Raw genomic sequence first — 20,071 nt, 5'->3', positions numbered from 1 at the left:
TGCTCTTTGTGTCTTTGGCAGGGGTTGTAACGTGCTGCAAGCGATTGAAGCGCATCCCAGTCCGTAGTAGTTTGAAACGACCTCTTAGTGATGGAAAAGGATAATACGATGAAAACACTTATCTTCGGCGCCGGCAACCTGCTCCTCTCCGATGAAGGCTTTGGGGTCCACTTTATTGAGTACCTACAGAAACACTACGTTTTCCCCGACGACGTCACCCTGTACGACGGCGGGACGCTCGGCATCATGGTCTGCCACATGTTGGAGGAAGCCGACCAAGTCTTTCTGGTGGACGTCATCGAGGCCAAAGGCGAGCCGGGAGATATCTATCGCTACGAGAAGGATGACTTCATGCTGGGCAAACTGCCCATCAAGATGTCGCCCCACCAGATCGGCATCCAGGAGGTGCTGGCGCTCTCCGAAATCCGTGATCGCTGTCCCGAGAAGGTAACCCTGTTCGGCATCATCCCTGCTTCCTACGAGGCGGGTGCCGAGTTGTCGCCCCTGTTGGCGGGGAAGCTTCCGGGCCTGGCCGAACTGGTTGTTGCCGAGATTACGGCCTCGGGGAGCCCCGTTGAAAAGTGCTGAATGCTAAACTCGGCGGACTGACAGCCGCCGAGTTAGATTCCTTCATCGCGTGTATGGAAGGGCTTTAGCAATCCTGACCATGTTAAATACCTGCGCCTTGTGTCCATCCCTCCGTAGCCGGACGCTCCGAAAACGTGTCTCGGCCGGCCCTTCACCGATCGCGGCGGTGGCACAGCAATCCCAGAATCTCTCGCACGTTGCCGACAGACCGGCACATGAGTGCGGTTCCGCGCACGAATCGATCAACTCCCTCAGCGATGCGGCCATCGCCGACCGGCTCTGACCACGACACAAAGGAGGCGCAATGCCAACCCTCAAACCAAAACTCGCCATGTACTGGGCCGCATCCTGCGGCGGTTGCGAAATCGCCCTGGCAAACATCAACGAGGCGCTCCTGGAGGTCGATAGCCACTTCGATTTCATGTTCTGCCCCTGTCTCCTGGACACCAAACGGGCGGATATCGAGGCGTTGCCCGACAAGGCGATCTTCCTGACCCTGTTCAATGGCGCCCTGCGGACCGAGGAGAACCTTGAGATGGCCGAACTGCTGCGCCGCAAGTCCCAACTGTTCGTCGCCTTCGGCGCCTGCGCCGCCAGCGGCGGCATCCCGGCCCTGGCCAACCAGCACGGCATCGGCCATGTGCTCAAAACCGTTTTCCGCACCTCGGCAAGCGCCGATAACGCCCAAGGACTGATCCCGGGGGCAACCTCCCCCGTACCGGGCGGTGAGCTGGAGTTGCCGGCATTCCTCCAACGGGTGCTGGCCGTGCACGAGGCCGTGACGGTTGACTACACCATGCCGGGCTGCCCGCCCGAACCGGAACAGATCGTCGCCGTCATCCGTCACGTCGCCTCGGGTAAACCGTTGCCGGAAAGCGGTACGCTGCTCGGCTGCACGGCCCGGGCCGTCTGCGACCAATGCAGCCGCGAAAAACGCGGTTCCCTGGCCGCCCGCCTGATACGCCCTTTTGAGGCGCTTCCCGAGGCTGGCTGGTGCCTGGCCGAGCAGGGGTTCGCCTGCATCGGCACGGCCACCCACGGCGGTTGCGGTGCCCTCTGCCCCGCCGTCGCCATGCCCTGTACCGGCTGCTACGGCGCTCTCGACCGGGATGCCGATCCCGGCGCAGCCGCGCTCTCCGCCTTGGCCGCGGTCGTCGATCCCGGAGAGTCCAGCGGCAAGGCGGAAGCCGATATCCACGCCCATCTGCGCAACGCCCTGGCCGGCGTGGCCGATCCGCTCGGGACCTTTTATCGCTACACCCTGGCAACGACCGTGGTTGCCGACCGTAGCCCGGAGATTGAACAATGAATCAACGCATCACCATCGACCCCATCACCCGCCTTGAGGGGCACGGCAGGATCGAGATCTTCCTGGACGACGCCGGCGAGGTGGTTTCCGCCTACTTTCAGGTTCCCGAGCTGCGCGGCTTCGAGTCGTTCTGCGTCGGCCGCCAGGCCGAGGAGATGCCCAACATCACCAACCGCATCTGCGGGGTATGTCCCGAAGCCCACCACATCGCCGCGGCCAAGGCCCTCGACGAGCTGTTCGGGACCCCCTGTCTCCCTGCGGCGGCCCGAATCCGGGAGTTGATCTACAGCGCGTTTTTCGTCACCGACCATACTACCCATTTCTACTGCCTCGGCGGACCCGATTTCATCGTCGGCCCCGATGCCCCCAAGGAAGAACGCAATATCCTCGGTGTGATCCGCAAGGTCGGCCTGGATGCCGGCAAAGCGGTCATCGCCTGCCGGGCGCGTAATCACGAGCTGATCAAGAAACTCGGCGGCCGGGGCGTCCATCTCTGCGGCGCCCTACCCGGAGGCTGGAGCGTGGCGGTCACCCCGGAGATCGCCGACGAGGCCCGGCAGATCGCCCGGCAGAACATCGAATTCGCCCTGTTCTCCCTGGAAACCTTCCATAGGATCGTCCTGGGCAACGCGGCCTATCGCGACCTGGTACAGGGCGACCTCTACGCCCACCAGACCTATTCCATGGGCACCGTAGACGCCCATAACGCCCCAAACTTCTACGACGGCACCATCCGGGTCGTGGACCCGGCCGGCTACGAGTTCACCCGCTACCGCCCCCAGGAGTACCTGGACCATATTGCCGAGCACGTGGAGCCTTGGACCTACGTCAAGTTCCCCTACCTGAAGAAGATCGGCTGGAAAGGGTTCGTGGACGGTCCCGAGAGCGGCGTCTACCAGGCAACGCCCCTGGCGCGGCTCAACGTGGCCGACCGGATGGCGACGCCCCGCGCCCAAGCGGAATTCGAGCGGTTCTTCGATGCCTTCGGCTGCCGCGGCACCGGCCCGGGCGGCCGCAATAGCCCGGTTCATCATCGGCTCGCCACCCACTGGGCGCGTCTGATAGAGCTGCTCTATGCGGCGGAACGGATGCAGGAGCTGGCCGACCACCCCGACCTGTGCGACCCGAATGTGCGACAGGCCGTGTCCTGTCGTGCCGGTGTCGGCATCGGTTCCGTGGAGGCCCCACGCGGGACCCTGACGCACCATTTCACTTGCGATGAGCACGGCATCCTCACCAGCGTCAACCTGGTGGTCGGGACAACCAACAACAACGCCCCCATCGGCATGTCCATCGCCAAGGCCGCCAAGGGGCTGATCCACAAGGGTGTAGTCAGCGACGGCATCCTCAACCGGGTCGAGATGGCGTTCCGCCTGTACGATCCCTGTTGTTCCTGCGCAACCCACGCCATCGGCACCGCGCCGCTGGAGGTCACGGTTCGCCGCTCCGACGACGGCACCATTCTCGACCGGATCAGCCGGGGCTGATGATGGTGGTTATCGGCCTGGGATCACCGTTTCTCGCGGATGACAGTGTCGGCCCCCGGGTCGTCCGCGAACTTGCCGGAGCGGGGTATCCCGGCGTCCGTTTCGTGGAGGCCCATGCCGGCGGCCTGTTGCTGTTGGAGGAGCTGTCCGGCACCCGGGGTGCCATCATCATCGATGCGCTGCTCGACGAGAACCTTCCCCCGGGCGAGGTGGTCGTGAGCGGCATCCAAAGGGCATCCCACAATGCGGCGTGCAGCCACGATTGCGATCTTCCCGAGGCGCTCGACATCGGCCGGGCCATGGGGATGCCGCTCCCCGACGCCTCGGACATCAGCCTGGTTGCCGTGGTCGCCAGGGATGTCACCACATTCAGCGAAGCCCTTACTCCCGAGGTAGAAGCGGCGGTACAGCGGGCTTGTGCCGCCGTCCGCTCCATCCTCGCCCGAAAAAATGCGGGTTCACCCGCGGAGGCGCCATGAACAAGCAACCCAAAACTGCCGTCATCCTGTGCACCTGCAGCGGCATCATCACCGAGAAGATCGATTGGGACACGGTACGGGCCCAACTGGCCGAACACCCGGACACGCCGGTCGTCACGACCGATGAGCTGGCCTGCGGTGCCGAGAACCTGGAAAAACTGGCCACCTGGCTGAAGGAAGAAAAGCCGGAGCGGGTCGTGGTTGCGGCCTGTTCGCCGCGGGAGCACGAGCGGACCTTTCGCACCCTCCTGGCCTCAGCCGGCATCAACCCCTATTACCTCCAGATGATCAACGTCCGCGAACAGGTGGCGTGGGTTACCGCCGATCCCGCCCAGGCGACGCGCAAGGCGGCACGCCTGATCGGCGCGGCCCTGAAGCGGGTCCAACACCACCGGCCGCTTGTGGAGCGCCATGTCCCGGTACGGACCGACGTGGCCGTCATCGGCGCCGGCCCGGCCGGCATCCAGGCGGCCCTTACCCTGGCCCGGGCCGGCCGCATGGTGACGCTGATCGAAAGGGAACCCTTTTTCGGCGGCATGCCGGTGCGCTTCGAAGAACTGTTCCCCAACCTGGAGTGCGGTCCCTGCTTGCTTGAGCCGGGCATGGGCGAACTGCTCCACGGACCAGAAAGCGAGCGCATCAAGCTCCTCACCCTGGCGGAGGTGACCGAGGTCAAGGGGAGCTTTGGCAACTGGCAGCTCTCCCTGCGCCAACAGCCCCGGTACGTCGATCCCGAACTCTGCATCGGCTGCATGGTCTGCGCCGCCGTCTGCCCGGAGCGCCGGGAAAACCCCTGGAACTGCGGCGGTGAACTGGCTGCCGTGGATGGTCCGTTTGTCGGCGCGCTCCCCAACCTTCCCCATGTGGATGCCGGCCGCTGCCTGAAGCTGAACGGCCAGGAGTGCGGGGCCTGCCTGGCCGAATGCCCGCTGGAGGGCGCCCTTGACTTCGACGACACAATCCGTGATAGTGTGGTGGAGGTCGGAGCCATCATCGTGGCCACCGGGGCCGAGGAGTTGCCGGTCGTCCCGCCCACGTTCGCGAGTAAGGACAACGTCTTCTCCGCCTATGCCTTCGAGCGGCTGCTGGCCATGACCGGCCCCAGCGGCGGCGAACTCGTCAAAGGGGACGGTTCCGCTCCCGCTTCCCTGGCCATCGTGCAGTGTGCAGGGTCGTTCGACGACGCCGTCACCTACTGTTCGGGCACCTGCTGCCAGGCGGCCCTGAAATATGCCCATATCGCCGGCGCGAAACAGGAGGGACTGACCGTCACCCGCCTGATCAGGGAGCAGGTGGTTCCCGGGATCAACGCCGCCCGTCTCTTTAGCCACGATCACAGTCATGTGGTCCGCTATGACGGCCTGGGCGACCTGACGCTGGCCGAAACGCCGAATGGCCGTGTTATCGTCTGCGGGTCGAACGGCGCCGAGGTCCCCGCGGACATGATCGTGCTCTGCGGGCCCACGGTCCCCGGCTCCGGGACGACGCAAACAGCGCGCCTCCTGGAGTTGGGCCTGGACGACGCTGGTTTCATCGCCCCCATTCATGCCCTCTCCGGCTCCTTTCTCAGCCCGCTCAAGGGGGTCTATCTGGCCGGCACTTGCCGCGGGCCGGGAGATATCCGCGAGGCCTTTGCCTCGGGTACCGCAGCGGCCGGCGTTGCGCTCTCGGAACTGGTGGAGGGGCGCGACCTGACGGTCGATCCCCAGGTGGCGGTCGTAGATGCGGAGCAATGCGCCGGATGCAAGAGCTGCATCAGGGTCTGCCCCTACAAGGCCATCTCCTGGGATGAGGGCACCAAGGCTGCCGATATATCGGACATTCTCTGCCGGGGCTGCGGCACCTGCGTGGCTGTTTGTCCGGCGGGAGCCATTACGGCCCAAGGGTTTTCCCGCGCCATGCTGCGCGCCGAGATTGAGGGGGTAGTATCATGAGCTGCCAAACAATGCCGAATGTGGCACCACACCCCGCCACGAAGGAGGTGGAGGCCGGCGTCCCGGGCGAGGTCAGGATCGTGGCCTTTCTCTGCAACTGGTGCTCCTACGCCGGAGCGGACAAGACCGGCATGAACCAACTGCCCGTACCTGCCGAACTGTCGGTCGTGCGCGTCATGTGTTCCGGCCGGGTCGAACCGACCCTGATTCTGGAGACGTTCCAGAAGGGTGCCGACGGGGTGATGGTGCTGGCCTGCCACCCGGGCGACTGCCACTATAAGGAGGGAAACCTTAGGGCCTTCTGCCGCGCCGAACTGTTGGAACGGATGATGCCCCAACTCGGCGTCGATCCGGCTCGCTTCTATTTCGATTACGTTTCCGCGGCAGAGGCGGAGAAATTTTCCCAGGTGACGAACGACTTCGTCGCTTCCATTCGCGCGCTGGGTGACACGGCCCCAGGACGATAAGATAAGTGATTGCAGCATGAACCACCCCGCAGACGAATCCACATATCCCGCTTAATGGGGTTTGGTAACACATCACACATAGGGAGGTTAACAATGGCGACACAAACACTTGACTGTCTGGGAATGAAATGCCCCCAGCCAACCCTGAAGGTCAGCATTCTGGCAACAAAGATGAAGCCCGGCGATATCCTGGAAGTCGTCGCCGACTGCTCCACATTCGAAAACGACGTCCGGGAATGGTGCAACCGCTCGAAGAAGACTCTCCTCTGGGTCAAGGATGAAGGTGGCGGCAAGAAACGTGTTCAGATAAAATTCTGATCCGCGGCGGTTCCATTTCACACGCAAAAGGCCGGTTCTCAATGGAGAGCCGGCCTTTTTTCTGCTCAAACACCACAGCGGCGTCACTCCTCACGGACCTCCTCGAGCAGTTCCACCGCCACGCCCCCCTCCTGTTCCAGCAGCATGTCGAAGGGAGGCAGGTTGTGATCGAGTAGCATCCGCAGGATGCGTGCCTTGAGGATACTTTTCTGGGGGACATCGGCATGCCTGAAGAAGGCGCGAATCAGCGATTCCACCGATTCCATCGCGTCCCCCTTGATGTCCATCACCGTACCCTCCTTGGAGAGAGCGAAAAAGGCGGGGTAACTGCCGTCGGGCTGAAAATAGCCCATCACCGTGCGCGTCGGCTCCTCACCCAGCACCGCGCGCACGGCAGCGATGATCTCGTTGAGGGCGGCGATCAGCGCCGGCAGCTTATCGTTCAGGGAGATGATGATATCCAGCCCCACCTGGAGTTGCTCCATGCGATCGAGGAAATCGCCGATCAGGTCACCCTGGATGAGGCCGCCGTGCTGGGGAGCCAGCATGATCGGCTGCGGGTCCAGTGCCCTGATCCTCCGGACCGCCAGCCGGATGGCATCGTTGCTCGGCATGTAGAGCTGATGGAAGGCTTTGATGCCCGCCCAGTTGGTGGCGTCAGCCCAGAGCCCCGAGGCGGCGATTCCACCGAACAGGTCGCCGGTAAAGAGTATCCGCGATTCCAGGTCGTATACCATGCAGGCGCCCCGAAAATGGCAGAAAGGGGTCGGAATGAATTTCAGGCGGTGCCCCGAGGGGAGCGAGATGCGCATATTCCTGAAACGCTCCACGGGGCGGAAATCCCTGCCTTGCAGGCCGTTCAGGCTGACCAGCCGCCAGGTATCCTCGCTGGCGAGAAAAAGAGCGTGGGGGTTGAGCTTGGCCAACAGCGGCAGGCTGCCGACCACGTCCGGGTCCTGGTGGTTGACGAACAGCATGTTGACCTTTGCGATGTCGCCGGCAGCGCTGACCACCTTGGCCACGACCGTGTCGAAATCCGAGGTTGGGCCCGGGTCCATCAGCATGGCGGCATTCTGGCTGCCGCCGTTGAATAACCTCAGGTAACTGTTGCGATTTAAAAACGATTTACTGCCCGTCCCCACCCAAAAAATGCCGTCGCTGATCTCCACCGCCTCGTCAAGGTTCTCCGTCGCTGCTGCCATGCCCGTTCCTCCCACCCATGATAGTCTGGTGCGGCACCTTTGCGACAAGGCGCCCTCCTGGTGCTATTCAAGCACCCTTTTCGGCCTCTCCACCTTTACCACATTGGGACGGTCCTGTTCGCCGGTAGAGAAAACCACCAGCCGGGCCGGCCCATTGCCCACGGTCCTGACGTTCTGGGCAAGATTCTGTACCCCCACGATGGCGTCCCCCTGCCGGAAGACATAACTCCTGCCGTCGGCCATCTCCACGTCCAGGGAACCGGACAACACATAGGCGTAGACCGGCGCGGTGTGCAGATGCCAGCCGGTCTCGCCGCCGGGGGGGAGTTCCACCACCAGCGCCGTGACCTCCGGCTGGTCGGTGGCCAGATAGGAGATCTTCTGACCGTTGCTGGCCGTAGAGGTGGTCAGCAGCTTACGGCTCGTAACACCGGCATAGCCGTCGGCCCGACAGGTAACAGCAACCGCTGTTCCCCACAACGTAATCAGGATGATTGTTACGAATCGAGTCTTCATGCCGTCGCTCCTTTCGTGGCGGTCGTTCCCGGCCGCAGGTCAGTGGCTATACCGGGGCCTCCGCCAACCCGGCGGCCGCCTCGTCACCGATCCCGCCGAACTGTCCGTTGATATCCTCGGCCCGGTGCAGGGCCGAACTGATGTTGGGCAGGATATTACGCGCCCCCAGGAGATGGGGCAGGTTCGAGGTGTAGATCAGTCTTTTGGGCTGGCCCCGGGTGCCGCACAGGAGCAGCGTCCGCCCCGATTCGCGGAGTTTTTCGTTGAATTGTTCGATGGCATACAGGCCGGTGGCGTCGATAGCGGTCATATAGCGCAGCCTCAGGATAACGATCGGTTGCAGGCGTTCCACCGAATTGGCCATGCGGGCCAGTTTTTCCGCCGCGCCGAACAAAAGCGGCCCCTGCACGTGAAACATGCTGATGTAATGGGGGATACTGTGATCCTGCACGATGTGAGCCTTGGCCTTTTCGATGGCCTCGGCCGTCAGGGGCGCCACCACGGTGGTGCGCGAGACCTGGTAGATGTACAGGAGCGCCGCCAGGGTCATGCCCACCTCCACGGCGATGGTGAGGTCGGCCACCACGGTCAGGACGAAGGTGATCAGCCAGACGGATATCTCTTTCCGGTTGAGGCGCAGGATCATGGGTATCTCGTGCCACTCGCCCATGTTGTAGGCCACGACGAACAGCACCGCAGCCAGGGTGGCAAGGGGGATGAAGCGGGCCAGCGGCGCGGCGAACATGATGATGCAGAGCAGGGTCAGGGCGTGGATAATACCGGAGAAGGGAGAGCGCGCCCCGGAACGAATGTTGGTGGCGGTGCGGGCAATGGCGCCGGTCACCGGAATGCCGCCGAACAGCGGCACCGTCAGGTTGGCGACCCCCTGGGCCACCAGTTCCACATTGGAGTTGTGGCGGTCGCCGCTCATGGAATCGGCCACCACCGCCGAGAGCAGACTCTCGATAGCCGCCAGGAGCGCCACGGTAAGGGCCGAGGGAAGCAGTGGAATAATCAACTCCTGGTGAAACTGGGGAATCTGCAGATGGGGCAAGCCGGTGGGGATGCCGCCGAATTTGCTGCCGATGGTCTCCACCGGGAGGTCCAACAGGGCGACACAGGCCGTGGCACCCAGCAGGGCGACGATCGAACCGGGTATGCGGCGGGTTAAACGCGGTACGATCAGGATGACGGCCAGGGAGGCCACGGCCAGCACAATGGCGGCCAGATCAGCCTTATCCAGGTTCAGGACGATGAAACGCATCCGCTCGATGAACTCGCTGGGCACCTTGGCGGCCACCCGTAGTCCCAGGAAATCCTTGAACTGGGTGGAGGCAATCAGGATGGCGATGCCGTTGGTAAAACCGATGACAACCGGCCTGGGTATGAATTTGACCGCATTCCCCAGGCCGGTCAACCCCAGGAAGATCAGGATTACGCCGGCCATCATGGTGACCATCAGCAGGCCCGAAAGGCCGTGCCTGGCGATGATGGCGGCAATTACCACCACGAACGCCCCGGTCGGACCGCCGATCTGGGTCCGTGAGCCGCCCAGGGCCGAGATCAGGAAACCGGCGATGACCGCCGTATAGATGCCGGCCTGGGGCGTGACGCCGGAGGAGATGCCGAAGGCCATGGCCAACGGCAGGGCCACCAGGCCGACCGTGATGCCGCTGGTCGTGTCGGCCGCCAGATCGGCCCTCGTATAGCCCTTGAGCGCCTGGACGGACTTGGGCAGCCATTGCGACAGCTTGCTCTGTTTCATGATATTTTTCGTACCATTCCTTTCCCGATGCTGATTATAGAAACACCAATATGCCTATCGTCTGATTATGAGTGCCGCACCGGCAGCTAAAAGGACGATGCCGAGGAACCGCTGAGGGGTGAACGGCATGTGGCGCAGCCCGAACAGTCCGAAGTGATCCAGGAACGCCCCGGCGGCCAATTGCCCGGTGATGATCGCTGCCATGACGGCTGCCGTCCCCAGGCGCGGCACGGTAATGATCGTCAGAGTGACGAAAAAGGCACCCAGGAGGCCGCCGGTCAACTCCCACCAACTGGCGGCAGTGACGCCGCGCCACGTCCCGCGCCCGGTGAGCATGACCACCACCAACAGGGCCAGCGTTCCCACGGCGAATGAGATCATGGAACTTTCATAACTGCCGACCTTCTGGGCCAGCCGGGCATTGATCGACGGTTGTACCGCAACCGCCACGCCACCGCAGACCATCAGTGCAACAAGTAGAATGTTGCTCACCGCTTTTCCCCTCCATCGCACTCGACGTTCCCCACGCCGATCACTACCCATTCGGGCCAAAACCGTCGCAGTACTCTGCATAGGTACTAGTATGAGAAAACGCCGAATGTCAACAATTTTGGCTCACCATGGCCGGAAAAGTTGACAAGAGCAACACGGAGGCTTTAGAGTTACATGCGTTTGGAGTAACAATGTTCAATAAGAAAAAACTCATACAACGGTTCAAGGCCCTCCTGTCGCTGGATGGTCATCCCGCTCATATTGCGGCCGGCTTTGCAGTCGGTGTTTTCATCAGCTTCACCCCCTTCTTCGGTCTCCACACCCCCCTGGCCATCGCCCTGGCTTTCGTCTTTCGCCTCAACAAGGTCAGTTGCATCAGCGGCGCCTGGGTCAACACGCCGTTTACCGTGGTGCCGACCTTGGCGCTCAGCTACAAGCTCGGCAGATACCTGCGGGGAAAGCCGGTTAATGAACTGGCGCTCAAGGGGTTGGAATGGCAGTATATCAAGCCCTACGCCAAGTCCTTGCTGTTGGGGTGTTCCATCATCGGGTTTATTTCGGCAGTGGCGGCCTATTTTCTCTGCTATTGGCTGGTGGTCGTCTTCCGACGCCGGGATGCCTCAATGACGGAGATAACGAGGGAGATGGAAGAGGTAGGAGAAGATTTGGAATAGGGTGAGCAGGCGGGCAGGTGGCCCGCCTTTTTTGTGCATACCGTGAGACCCCCTGTCGCAAAGGAGCGGCCTCTACCTGCCGAGCAGCGGACTCAGTACCTGATAGGCCAGATAGGCCATCAGCCCCGAAGCCGGGATGGTCAGCACCCAGGCCAGCACGATGCGCTGAGCCACCTTCCAGTTGACCGCCGTGAGCCGTTTGGAAAGCCCGACCCCCAGGATGGTGGACGTGATGACATGGGTCGTGCTGGTGGGCATGCCCAGGGCCGACGCCCCCAGGATAACCCCGGCCGAAGCGGTTTCCACGCAGAAGCCGTGCACCGGTTGGAGCTTGACGAAATCACGCCCCACGGTCTTGATGATACGCCACCCCCCCAGGGCCGTTCCACAGGCCATGGCGGTGGCGCAGGCCACCATCACCTCCCAGGGAACCGCGAAGGTTTTCAGAAAACCGTAGCTGACCAGCGCCATGGTGATGACCCCCATGGATTTCTGGGCATCAGCCGTCCCATGGGAGAAGGCCATGAAGGCCGCCGAAAGGACCTGCAAACGGCGAAAATGTTTGTTGAGCGCACTTGGAGCGCTGTTACGAAATACGCGGTAGAGGAACAACATGAAAGCGAAGCCAACGATGGTCCCCAATATGGGCGAGACCAGCAGGGCAAGGACGATCTTTTCCAGCCCCCCCCATTTAAGCGCGCCGAGGCCGGCATGGGCATACACCGAACCCATGAGGCCGCCGATAATGGCATGGGAGGATGAAGAAGGAAGCCCGTAATACCAGGTGATCAGGTTCCAGATGATCGCGCCGAGGATACCGGCCAAAACCACCATCTGGGTGATGTTGGCGCTGTCCACAATCCCTTTGCCGATGGTGGAGGCCACCTTGGTGGAGATCATGGCGCCGGCAAAGTTGAGTACCGCAGCCATGCAGATGGCGGCCTTTACCGAGAGCGCCCGGGTCGAGACACAGGTTGCGATGGCATTGGCCGTGTCGTGAAACCCGTTGATATAGTCGAACAGAAGCGCCGCCAGGATGACCAGGCAAAGCATCACCAAGACCGGATCAAGCATTTTTCACCACCACGCTCTCAAGGATATTGGCAGCGTCTTCGCACTTATCAGTGGCTTTTTCCAGCGTTTCGAAGATTTCCTTCCATTTGATCAGTTGGATCGGGTCCTTTTCCTCGTCGAACAGGCGGCTGATAGCCTCGCGGGATACCCGGTCGGCCTCGTTTTCCAAGGCGTTGATCTCCACACACGCCTCGAAGATATGTTCGTTTGACTGTTTGCCCAGCATGGCGACAGCCTTGTCCACGACCTGGCACGACTGGAGGATGATGAAACCGAGCGACTTGGCCTCATGGGGAATGGTTTCCACGTTATACATGATAATCCGCTGGGCCGAGGCGTCGATCAGATCGAGGATGTCGTCCAAGGCACTGGACAGGGCATAGATATCCTCCCGGTCAAAGGGGGTAACAAAGGTTTTGTTCAGCTTCTGGATAATCTCGTGGGTGAGCGAGTCGCCGTTGTGTTCGATGTCCTTGATTTTGCGTTGGCTGGCAGCGGGGTTCTCAAAATTGTCGAGCATATCCTTGAGGGCCAGGGCACCCTCAATGGTGTTTTCCGTCATCTGCTTGAATAGTTGAAAAAATTTTTCTTCCTTGGGGATCAATCCGAACATTCCGCCTCCCATCGTTGTAGAGCCGTTGCGATTAATGTAAAAAACCTATCATATATATCATGTTTTTATGCCGCTTCCCACAGAAATGTCACGGGGGTGTAACGAGGCTGTCACGCAGCGGTTTAGGCGGTTGCCTTTGGGTCTGTCTTGCAGTATTCTGCCCCTTTCGAGGGGGACGGGCGGATGGGTAGTCAGCCCGGCCCCTTGCCAGAAAGGAATCGTTCATGAACATGTTGCACGCCGTCGTCCTCGGCGCCCTCCAGGGATTTTGCGAAGTACTCCCCGTCAGCAGCTCCGCCCACCTGATCCTGGTGCCCTGGTTTCTGAAATGGCCCGAATCGGGCCTGACCTTCGATGTGGCCCTGCATCTCGGCACATTGATCGCCCTGGCGGTCTATTTCCGCCAGGACATCGTCCAACTGGTGGTCTCCGCCCTTGACGCCATCGCAACACGCTCCCTGGACACGCCGGCCAAACGGCTGCCGTTTTTGCTCCTGGCTGCCACGGTGCCGGCCGGTGTGATCGGAAAGCTTTTCGAACAGACCATGGAGGAGGTCTTCCGCGAGAGCCCCTTGCTGATCGCCGTCTTCCTGATCGTCTTCGGCATCATCCTGGGCCTTGCCGACCGTTGGGGACGCAAACGATACGGCCTGAGCGACGTCAAAACCGGCAGCGCCCTTACCATCGGCCTGTTCCAGTGCCTGGCACTGATCCCCGGTGTCTCCCGCTCGGGCATCACCATCACCGCCGGCCTGATGCTGGGCTTTACCCGCGAGAGCGCGGCCCGGTTTTCCTTCCTGCTCTCGCTCCCCATCGTGGCCGGAGCGGCACTGTTCAAAACGCTGCACGTGGCCAAACACGGCATCCCTGCCGGAGAAGGACTTCCCATGCTGGTCGGCATCGCCGTGTCGGCGGTCACCGGCTACATCAGCGTGGCTTTCCTGTTGCGCATGGTCCAGAAACGGAGTATCGCGCCGTTTGTCTGGTATCGCCTGCTGGCGGGCGGTGTCGTTATCGCCCTCATCATGGCAAGATAACCCCCTTCCCCTGAAGGGAATGTGACACATCCAATTACGGGAGGTAGTCATGAGTGGCGGGATCAAGGAATGGCCCCAGGATGAACGTCCTCGGGAAAAGATGCTCAAACAGGGGGCGGCCGGCCTGACCGATGCAGAACTCCTGGCCCTTATCCTCAGGAGCGGCGACCCGACCACCGGCCAGAGCGCCATTGACTTGGGACGCAAGCTGATCGGCCACTTCGGCAGCAATCTACGGGAACTGGGCAGCGCCGAAATTACCGAAATCACCGCCATCAAGGGCATGGGGCTGGCCAAGGCGGCCGGCGTCAAAGCCGCCTTCACCCTTGCTTCGCGCTTTCAGGCCCGCAAGCTGGAGAGTTTCGACCGTTTCACCTCCCCCCACCAGGTCTTCGACTACTTCCACCACGAATTCCGCGACAGCCGCAAGGAGTATTTCCTGGCGCTGCTTCTGGACGGCAAGAACCGCATCATCCGCCGCGTTCAGATCTCGGAAGGTTCCCTCAACCAGAGCATCGTCCACCCACGGGAGGTCTTCAGCCCGGCCGTCAAGGAATCCGCCGCAGCCATGATCCTGGTCCACAACCACCCCACCGGCGACCCGGCCCCCAGCGGGGAGGACATCGCCGTCACCCGCCGCCTGCGCGAAGCCGGCGACATCATGGGGATCAAGGTGCTGGACCATATCATCGTCGGCGATGGCGAATACATGAGTTTCGTGGAGCGGGGATTGCTGTAACCGCAAGCCAGACAACATGACCGGAGAGTGGTTGACCATGGAGGAGAGAAATATGGAGACGAGGGGAACAACCCGAACGTCAGGGGGGCAGAATGCGCCCGGGGCCGGTGCCGTTATCCGCTGCGCCTGGGCCGGCAGCGACCCGCTCTACCAGAACTACCACGACCGGGAATGGGGCGTGCCGGTGCACGACGACCGGGTGCTGTTCGAATTCCTGACGCTGGAAGGTGCCCAGGCCGGGCTCTCCTGGATCACCATCCTGCGCAAGCGGGAGGCTTACCGGGCTGCCTTTGCCGGGTTCGATCCCGAGGTGGTGGCCCGTTTCGATGAAAATGATGTGGCGAAGCTGCTGGGCAATCCCGGCATAGTCCGTAACCGTCTTAAGGTGGAATCCACCATCACCAATGCCCGGGCCTTCCTGAAGGTCCAGGAGGAATTCGGCTCGTTCACAGCCTACCAGTGGGACTTCGTGGACGGCAGACAGGTCAAGAATGCCTGGAGAAGTATACAAGAGGTCCCGGCCAGCACGCCGCAGTCCGACGCCTTGAGCCGCGACCTGAAGCGTCGCGGCTTCCGCTTTGTCGGCACAACCATCTGCTACGCCCACATGCAGGCGGTCGGCATGGTCAACGACCACACCGTGGATTGCTTCCGCTGGCGGGAATTGAATGGCTAAGCCCCGGATATTTTGATATCCGGGGCTTAGCCATCGCCAAAAACGCGCTACCGCGGAGAGAGGGAGAGGCTTCCGGCATACAGGGGAACGGCTATTTTTCCACCGGCAGCCCTTCGAATTCCCAATCGGCGAAAATAGCCTGGCTAATGGTGGGGTAGGCCAGTTTCTGTAACTTGCGGTAGGCGTTGTAGCTCCTGCCGCCGGAGTTGCAGTAGACGACGATCCGTTTCTCTTTTTCCAGCACTCCCGAGCCGGCGGCGAAATTGGTAGCCGGTATGTTAATTGCGCCGGGGATGTGCCCGGCGGCGAATTCGCTCTTATCACGGACGTCAACGATCACCAGCGTGCCGGGCTTCGTATCCATGAGGGTCTTCAATTCCTTGGGGGAAAGCTTGCTCGTCTCAACCCTCTTTTCGTAGCTGGCGCCCGCGTAGATCGGCATCCCCTTCTCTTCCCAGACCGGCATTCCCTCCGCGTAGATGAGCACATCGCCATAGCCGCGCTCAACGGCCAGCTTGGCCGCCTTCTTACTTTTGCCGCACTTGACGCCGTTGCAGTAGAAGACCAGCTTGTGCGCCCGGTCGGCCGGCAGGAGGGACGGGTCCTTTTCCAGCTTGGATATGGGGATATTGATCGCGCCCTTGATGTGCACCTCCTCGTACTCTTCCGGGTTGCGCGCGTCGATGAGGAGCGGTTTCGGCCGGGCCGTTTCAAGAAGCAGCTTCAATTGCTCCGTTGAGATGCTTTTCACGCCGGCCACCGGTTGTTCGGCGCCAAGGACCGGCATCACCGCCATTACAAGAAGCACTGCCACTATGGAACAAAAATGCCTGATACCCATCATCATACAGCCTCCTTTACCTGCCGTTCGAGTCGTTGGTTCACTGAAACCGGAATGGAAGGTTAAGAGAACGGTGAGCAAAAGGCAAATTGGTATATTAAATATATACCAATAGTTGCATCTTTTTTATAAATACACGTAACCCCAATCAGGTCCGCAGCGAGAAGCTGGCATACCGCCCTTGGCAACGCGGCAGGCGACCAGAGACTGGTCTACTTGTCTTTCCTCGGCACCACCACGATGCCTGATTCGGTTACGGTGTAGCCCCGGCGCAGGTCCGCCTCGCGGTCGTAGCCGATGATCGTCCCGTCCGGGATGACCACCCCCTTGTCGATGATCGTCTTTTTGATCTTGGCGTGCCGGCCGATGTTCACGTTCTCGAACAGGATGGAATCCTCCACCAGGCTGAAGCTGTTGATCTTGCACAGCGGGCCGATGATCGACCTGCGGACCGTGCCGCCGCTGGTGATGCAGCCGGCGCAGACGTACGAGTCGATGTTCTGGCCCCGGCGGTCGTCGTCGTCGAAGACCGTCTTGGCCGGCGGCAGATTCCCCTGGTTGGTGAGGATGGGCCACTTGTAGTTGTAGAGATTGAGCTGGGGCGACACATGGATCAGATCCATGTTGGCCTCGTAGTAGGAGTCGATGGTGCCCACATCCTTCCAGTAGCCCCGCTCCTCGCTCTTCATGCCGGGGATCTGGTTGTCGTTGAAGTTATAGGCGAACACCCGGTCCCCCTTTTCCAGCATCATGGGGATCACGTGCTTGCCGAAATCCAGGTCTTCGTGCTGCTTCTTCCCTTCCAGCAGCACCTCGATCAGCTTCTTGGTGGGAAAGATGTAGTTGCCCATGGACGCAAAGCAGGTTGCCCTTCCGGGGATGGTTTCCGGGGTGTCCGGTTTTTCCGCGAAAGCGGTCACCCGGGAATCGTCGTCCACGGAAAAGACGCCGAACCGCTTGGCCTCTTCCACCGGCACCTCCAGGGCCGCGATCGTGATATCGGCCCGGTTCATGCGGTGGTAGTTGATCATCTGGCTGATATCCATCTTGTAGATGTGGTCGCCGCCGAAGACGGCCACGTAATCCGCATCCGAGGACTCCACGAACCGCAGGTACTGCAGGATGGCATCGGCGGTCCCCTTGAACCACTCCTCGCTCTCGCTGCTGGTTTCCGGCGAGATGGCCACGTAGAACTCCCCCAGCCCGGTCCACTTGCCCCAGGATTCCCGGATATGCTTGTTGAGCGAGTAGGCCCGGTACTGGGTCAGGATATAGACCTTCTTGATGCCCGAGTTGAACAGGTTGGAGAGTACGAAATCGATGATCTTGTATTTGCCGCCGAAGGAAACGCTCGGCTTTGCCCGGCGCATGGTCAGCGGATTCAGCCGTTCCCCCCTGCCTCCGGCCAGTACCATTGCGATCGTGTTCCTGCCGACGTTGTCAGAGCTGTACATGAGGCGCCTCCTTTGGAACTTATGGGGTTGTTATGGGTAAGGGCCAGGTGTATCTCCGGGGCGGATGCATGGTGACGGGGAGCGCCCGGCCGACAAAAAAGCCGCCCGATCAGCAATCTGCTGACCTGAGCGGCTTTTCATCCGGTCTATAGGGCTTCATCCCGTGAAACCATCTCCTCACCCCATGAGAGCGAATCGTAACGCAACTGCCCACAAATTACGCCGGAGAGGCCGGGCTGTCAAGGAGCGGTACGATATTTTCGCGGGAAAGGCGGCCCGGTAATGGAACACCATGGCGGCCCATCCACAAACGCTCGGAGAAAATCCTTTTCCCGTGCCGTGGCGGCAGTGATCTACAACAGTCCCAGCGCCTCGTCCGAGGCCCGCTGGGCTGCGGCCACGCAGTCGTTGAGGCCGATGCCCCGGTAGGAGTTGCCGGTCAGGATCAGGCCGGGATGGGCCGATAGTCCCGCCCCCAACGCCTCCAGGCGTTTGCCGTGCCCCGCCGTGTACTGGGGGATGGCCTGTTCGTGACGGAAGATCCGCACGAACGACGGATCGACGTCGATCCCCATCGTATCCTTGAGGTCCCGCTTGACCCGCGCCGTCACCTCGTCGTCGCTCAGTTTGACATACTCCGGGAAACAGGCCCCGCCCATCATGCTGCGCAGGAGCACCTTGCCTTCCGGCGCGCGGTTCTCGAACATGCTGGAATCCCACAGGGTGCCCAGGATGCTGCGCCCTTCCTTCTTGGGGACCAGGTAGCCGAAGCCGTCCAGGGGATGAGCGATACGGTCGCGCTCGTAGCCGAAGCAGATCACCGTCATGGTGGCGTAGGGGATCTGGCGCAACACGCCGGAAAGCCCCACATCCAGGCCGGTGAGCATCTCGGCCGCGGCAAAGGCGGGAGCGGCGACGATGACCACATCCGCCTCCCGTTCGCTGCCGTCGGCGCAGCGCACGCGGTAGGGGACGCTTTGCCCCTTCTCCACGGCCGCCACCGGGCTGGCCGGTTTGACGATGTCCCCCAGGGATGCGGACAGGGCGTCGGTCAGGTACTGGATGCCTTCGCGGAACGAGGTCAGGACGCCACCCGGGCCGGCGGCGCTGGAGACCGCCTTGCCCTCGGCACGCTCCTTTTTCTTCTTCCTGGCCAGCATGATCATGGCCCGGACCAGCCCGCCATACTCCCGCTCCAGTTCCGCAATGCGCGGAAAGCAGGAGACGAGCGACATGGTTTCCGGGTCGCCGGCAAAGATACCCGACACCATGGGGGCGATCAGCTTGTCCAACGCCTCCTTGCCCAGTCTGCGGCGGCCGAAGGCGGCCAGGGTCTCGTCCACCCCCTGGGGGGCCTTGGCGATGAACGGCGTCGGCTCCAGGGCCAGGCGCAGCTTGCCGGGCCAGGAGATCAGACGGCTCTTCAGGAAGGATGCGCCGTTCTCCGGCAGTTGGTGCAGTTCGCCGCCGGAGAAGATGAAGCGCTTGCGGGCGTTGTCGTTGCTGCGGTGCAAGCTGTCGTTGACGCCGATGGCCGAGCAGAGCTCCAGGGTCTGGGGCTTGCTGTCGAGAAAGCCGTTGGGACCCCATTCGCAGGTATAGCCGTCTGCCTTGATGCTCCAGATCTTGCCGCCGACCCGCTCCTCCTTCTCCAGCAGGGCCAGGTCCAGTTCCACCCCCGCCGTGCGCGCCTTGTCCCGCAGCAACCAGGCCGTCGCCAGCCCCGAAATGCCGCCGCCTATCACGATCACCTTTTTCATCACTGCCTCCTTCTTACCGTCAAAGTCGGTACCTGCCCTATTCCAGCTTGCCGAGAATCTCCGCCAGGTTTTCAAAGGCGACCACCAGCCGCTCCTGATCCCGAGGCGGCAGCCGGTCCAGTAAGGTACGATAATTCTCCACGATCCCCCGGCGCAATTCCCGGATCAGTTCCTCGCCCTTTTCCGTGGTGTAGATCATCACCTGGCGGCGGTTGTCCTCGTCCACGGTCCGGTACACGAACCCCAGGTTGACCAGCCGGTCCACCATCTCGCTGGCCGAGCTCATGGCGATCTGGAGTTCCTTGGCCAGTACGTTCAGGGTGCAGTTGCCCTTGTCGTAGATGGTCAGCAGCATCTTGTACTGGTTGTAGGTCAGGTCCATCCCCTCGTGGACGATGCTCCTGATCCTCCCCATAACCCGCATGATGACCGGGTAGAGCTGGGCTATCCGTTCGATCTGTTCCATGATCCGTCTCTTAAAATAGTTTTCCGAACTGTTCGGATAACTAAATGTTAGTTATATTAATTGTGATTGTCAAGCGGGAAAAGGTGGATCCCCCCCTGCCTCCTTTAGGCCCCAGAGAGTCCTCCTTATCAAGGAAGGGGAAGAAGTCGGGCGTTTTCTCCCCTCCTGATTCAGGTGGGG

The 20,071-nt window shown here is 61.5% G+C and carries 21 protein-coding genes; 11 read left to right on the top strand and 10 right to left on the bottom strand.

Annotated features, from left to right (window positions below):
- Positions 1-108: 108 nt before the first annotated feature.
- The 7 genes from F6V25_RS09540 to F6V25_RS09510 all read left to right on the top strand — a co-directional run bounded on the left by F6V25_RS09540 (position 109) and on the right by F6V25_RS09510 (position 6,582).
- A complete protein-coding gene (locus F6V25_RS09540; RefSeq protein WP_151128366.1) occupies positions 109-588 on the top strand; it encodes a HyaD/HybD family hydrogenase maturation endopeptidase in 480 nt (159 codons plus the stop codon).
- A 304-nt stretch (positions 589-892) separates the two neighbouring features.
- Positions 893-1,897, top strand: a complete 1,005-nt coding sequence (locus tag F6V25_RS09535) for an NADH-quinone oxidoreductase subunit B family protein (protein WP_151128365.1) — start codon at positions 893-895, stop codon at positions 1,895-1,897.
- Positions 1,894-3,384: a Ni/Fe hydrogenase subunit alpha gene (locus tag F6V25_RS09530; protein WP_151128364.1), complete on the top strand. Its 1,491-nt coding sequence runs from the start codon at positions 1,894-1,896 to the stop codon at positions 3,382-3,384. The genes F6V25_RS09535 and F6V25_RS09530 overlap by 4 nt, the downstream gene beginning before the upstream one ends.
- Positions 3,384-3,863, top strand: a complete 480-nt coding sequence (locus F6V25_RS09525; RefSeq protein WP_151128363.1) for a hydrogenase maturation protease — start codon at positions 3,384-3,386, stop codon at positions 3,861-3,863. The genes F6V25_RS09530 and F6V25_RS09525 overlap by 1 nt, the downstream gene beginning before the upstream one ends.
- Positions 3,860-5,797: a CoB--CoM heterodisulfide reductase iron-sulfur subunit A family protein gene (locus tag F6V25_RS09520; protein ID WP_151128362.1), complete on the top strand. Its 1,938-nt coding sequence runs from the start codon at positions 3,860-3,862 to the stop codon at positions 5,795-5,797. Before F6V25_RS09525 ends, F6V25_RS09520 begins: the two co-directional genes overlap by 4 nt.
- On the top strand, positions 5,794-6,264 hold the full coding sequence (locus tag F6V25_RS09515; RefSeq protein WP_151128361.1) for a hydrogenase iron-sulfur subunit: 471 nt from the start codon (positions 5,794-5,796) through the stop codon (positions 6,262-6,264). Before F6V25_RS09520 ends, F6V25_RS09515 begins: the two co-directional genes overlap by 4 nt.
- A gap of 93 nt (positions 6,265-6,357) precedes the next feature.
- Complete coding sequence (locus tag F6V25_RS09510) at positions 6,358-6,582, top strand: sulfurtransferase TusA family protein (RefSeq protein ID WP_149307229.1); 225 nt, start codon at positions 6,358-6,360, stop codon at positions 6,580-6,582.
- A gap of 83 nt (positions 6,583-6,665) precedes the next feature.
- Here the strand turns inward: F6V25_RS09510 and F6V25_RS09505 are convergent, their stop codons facing one another.
- The 4 genes from F6V25_RS09505 to F6V25_RS09490 all read right to left on the bottom strand — a co-directional run bounded on the left by F6V25_RS09505 (position 6,666) and on the right by F6V25_RS09490 (position 10,557).
- On the bottom strand, positions 6,666-7,784 hold the full coding sequence (locus F6V25_RS09505) for an oxygen-binding di-iron domain-containing protein (protein ID WP_151128360.1): 1,119 nt from the start codon (positions 7,782-7,784) through the stop codon (positions 6,666-6,668).
- 63 nt (positions 7,785-7,847) lie between these two features.
- On the bottom strand, positions 7,848-8,300 hold the full coding sequence (locus F6V25_RS09500; RefSeq protein WP_151128359.1) for a cupin domain-containing protein: 453 nt from the start codon (positions 8,298-8,300) through the stop codon (positions 7,848-7,850).
- A 46-nt stretch (positions 8,301-8,346) separates the two neighbouring features.
- Positions 8,347-10,065, bottom strand: coding sequence for a SulP family inorganic anion transporter (locus F6V25_RS09495; RefSeq protein WP_151128358.1), 1,719 nt, complete (start codon positions 10,063-10,065; stop codon positions 8,347-8,349).
- 54 nt (positions 10,066-10,119) lie between these two features.
- Positions 10,120-10,557 carry a DMT family transporter gene (locus tag F6V25_RS09490; RefSeq protein WP_151128357.1) on the bottom strand — a complete coding sequence of 146 codons (438 nt, stop codon included), beginning with the start codon at positions 10,555-10,557 and terminating at the stop codon, positions 10,120-10,122.
- Positions 10,558-10,748: 191 nt separating this feature from the next.
- On the opposite strand from F6V25_RS09490, the gene F6V25_RS09485 reads away from it, so the two are divergent.
- A complete protein-coding gene (locus tag F6V25_RS09485) occupies positions 10,749-11,231 on the top strand; it encodes a DUF2062 domain-containing protein (protein ID WP_151128356.1) in 483 nt (160 codons plus the stop codon).
- A gap of 72 nt (positions 11,232-11,303) precedes the next feature.
- On the opposite strand, the gene F6V25_RS09480 is transcribed toward F6V25_RS09485, so the two are convergent.
- Both F6V25_RS09480 and F6V25_RS09475 read right to left on the bottom strand, forming a co-directional pair.
- Positions 11,304-12,305 (bottom strand): inorganic phosphate transporter, encoded by a 1,002-nt coding sequence (locus tag F6V25_RS09480; RefSeq protein WP_151128355.1) that lies wholly within the window; start codon positions 12,303-12,305, stop codon positions 11,304-11,306.
- Positions 12,298-12,918, bottom strand: coding sequence for a DUF47 domain-containing protein (locus F6V25_RS09475; protein WP_151128354.1), 621 nt, complete (start codon positions 12,916-12,918; stop codon positions 12,298-12,300). Before F6V25_RS09475 ends, F6V25_RS09480 begins: the two co-directional genes overlap by 8 nt.
- Before the next feature lie 224 nt (positions 12,919-13,142).
- Between F6V25_RS09475 and uppP the strand changes: the two genes are divergently transcribed.
- The 3 genes from uppP to F6V25_RS09460 are packed head-to-tail and all read left to right on the top strand — an operon-like array spanning position 13,143 to position 15,370.
- Positions 13,143-13,955: an undecaprenyl-diphosphatase UppP gene (gene uppP / locus F6V25_RS09470; RefSeq protein WP_151128353.1), complete on the top strand. Its 813-nt coding sequence runs from the start codon at positions 13,143-13,145 to the stop codon at positions 13,953-13,955.
- Between the two features lie 49 nt (positions 13,956-14,004).
- Entirely contained in the window at positions 14,005-14,694 is a 690-nt protein-coding gene (gene radC, locus F6V25_RS09465; RefSeq protein ID WP_151128352.1) for a RadC family protein, read from the top strand.
- A 52-nt stretch (positions 14,695-14,746) separates the two neighbouring features.
- Positions 14,747-15,370, top strand: coding sequence for a DNA-3-methyladenine glycosylase I (locus F6V25_RS09460; RefSeq protein ID WP_151128351.1), 624 nt, complete (start codon positions 14,747-14,749; stop codon positions 15,368-15,370).
- Positions 15,371-15,461: 91 nt separating this feature from the next.
- Here F6V25_RS09460 and F6V25_RS09455 read toward each other — a convergent pair whose 3' ends face one another.
- The 4 genes from F6V25_RS09455 to F6V25_RS09440 form a co-directional block, all read right to left on the bottom strand.
- Positions 15,462-16,217, bottom strand: coding sequence for a rhodanese-like domain-containing protein (locus tag F6V25_RS09455; RefSeq protein WP_151128350.1), 756 nt, complete (start codon positions 16,215-16,217; stop codon positions 15,462-15,464).
- A gap of 206 nt (positions 16,218-16,423) precedes the next feature.
- Positions 16,424-17,665 carry a glucose-1-phosphate adenylyltransferase gene (glgC, locus tag F6V25_RS09450; RefSeq protein ID WP_151128349.1) on the bottom strand — a complete coding sequence of 414 codons (1,242 nt, stop codon included), beginning with the start codon at positions 17,663-17,665 and terminating at the stop codon, positions 16,424-16,426.
- Positions 17,666-18,018: 353 nt separating this feature from the next.
- Positions 18,019-19,425 carry a protoporphyrinogen oxidase gene (gene hemG / locus F6V25_RS09445; RefSeq protein ID WP_151128348.1) on the bottom strand — a complete coding sequence of 469 codons (1,407 nt, stop codon included), beginning with the start codon at positions 19,423-19,425 and terminating at the stop codon, positions 18,019-18,021.
- A gap of 37 nt (positions 19,426-19,462) precedes the next feature.
- Positions 19,463-19,891 (bottom strand): MarR family winged helix-turn-helix transcriptional regulator, encoded by a 429-nt coding sequence (locus F6V25_RS09440; protein ID WP_149307240.1) that lies wholly within the window; start codon positions 19,889-19,891, stop codon positions 19,463-19,465.
- Positions 19,892-20,071: the final 180 nt, after the last annotated feature.

The organism is Oryzomonas japonica (genome assembly GCF_008802365.1).
GTDB classification, from domain to species: Bacteria; Desulfobacterota; Desulfuromonadia; order Geobacterales; family Pseudopelobacteraceae; genus Oryzomonas; species Oryzomonas japonica.
The sequence above is the reverse complement of the archived record's forward strand: the minus strand, read 5'-3'. Positions and strand labels throughout refer to the sequence as shown.

Coding starts and splice junctions, on each gene's coding strand:
- F6V25_RS09500 (WP_151128359.1), bottom strand. CDS start 8,300: ATGAAGACTCGATTCGTAACAATCATCCTGATTACGTTGTGGGGAACA.
- F6V25_RS09510 (WP_149307229.1), top strand. CDS start 6,358: ATGGCGACACAAACACTTGACTGTCTGGGAATGAAATGCCCCCAGCCA.
- F6V25_RS09455 (WP_151128350.1), bottom strand. CDS start 16,217: ATGATGATGGGTATCAGGCATTTTTGTTCCATAGTGGCAGTGCTTCTT.
- F6V25_RS09480 (WP_151128355.1), bottom strand. CDS start 12,305: ATGCTTGATCCGGTCTTGGTGATGCTTTGCCTGGTCATCCTGGCGGCG.
- F6V25_RS09535 (WP_151128365.1), top strand. CDS start 893: ATGCCAACCCTCAAACCAAAACTCGCCATGTACTGGGCCGCATCCTGC.
- F6V25_RS09475 (WP_151128354.1), bottom strand. CDS start 12,918: ATGTTCGGATTGATCCCCAAGGAAGAAAAATTTTTTCAACTATTCAAG.
- F6V25_RS09495 (WP_151128358.1), bottom strand. CDS start 10,065: ATGAAACAGAGCAAGCTGTCGCAATGGCTGCCCAAGTCCGTCCAGGCG.
- F6V25_RS09440 (WP_149307240.1), bottom strand. CDS start 19,891: ATGGAACAGATCGAACGGATAGCCCAGCTCTACCCGGTCATCATGCGG.
- F6V25_RS09530 (WP_151128364.1), top strand. CDS start 1,894: ATGAATCAACGCATCACCATCGACCCCATCACCCGCCTTGAGGGGCAC.
- F6V25_RS09540 (WP_151128366.1), top strand. CDS start 109: ATGAAAACACTTATCTTCGGCGCCGGCAACCTGCTCCTCTCCGATGAA.
- F6V25_RS09460 (WP_151128351.1), top strand. CDS start 14,747: ATGGAGACGAGGGGAACAACCCGAACGTCAGGGGGGCAGAATGCGCCC.
- F6V25_RS09515 (WP_151128361.1), top strand. CDS start 5,794: ATGAGCTGCCAAACAATGCCGAATGTGGCACCACACCCCGCCACGAAG.
- glgC (WP_151128349.1), bottom strand. CDS start 17,665: ATGTACAGCTCTGACAACGTCGGCAGGAACACGATCGCAATGGTACTG.
- F6V25_RS09520 (WP_151128362.1), top strand. CDS start 3,860: ATGAACAAGCAACCCAAAACTGCCGTCATCCTGTGCACCTGCAGCGGC.
- F6V25_RS09485 (WP_151128356.1), top strand. CDS start 10,749: ATGTTCAATAAGAAAAAACTCATACAACGGTTCAAGGCCCTCCTGTCG.
- uppP (WP_151128353.1), top strand. CDS start 13,143: ATGAACATGTTGCACGCCGTCGTCCTCGGCGCCCTCCAGGGATTTTGC.
- F6V25_RS09525 (WP_151128363.1), top strand. CDS start 3,384: ATGATGGTGGTTATCGGCCTGGGATCACCGTTTCTCGCGGATGACAGT.
- F6V25_RS09505 (WP_151128360.1), bottom strand. CDS start 7,784: ATGGCAGCAGCGACGGAGAACCTTGACGAGGCGGTGGAGATCAGCGAC.
- hemG (WP_151128348.1), bottom strand. CDS start 19,425: ATGAAAAAGGTGATCGTGATAGGCGGCGGCATTTCGGGGCTGGCGACG.
- radC (WP_151128352.1), top strand. CDS start 14,005: ATGAGTGGCGGGATCAAGGAATGGCCCCAGGATGAACGTCCTCGGGAA.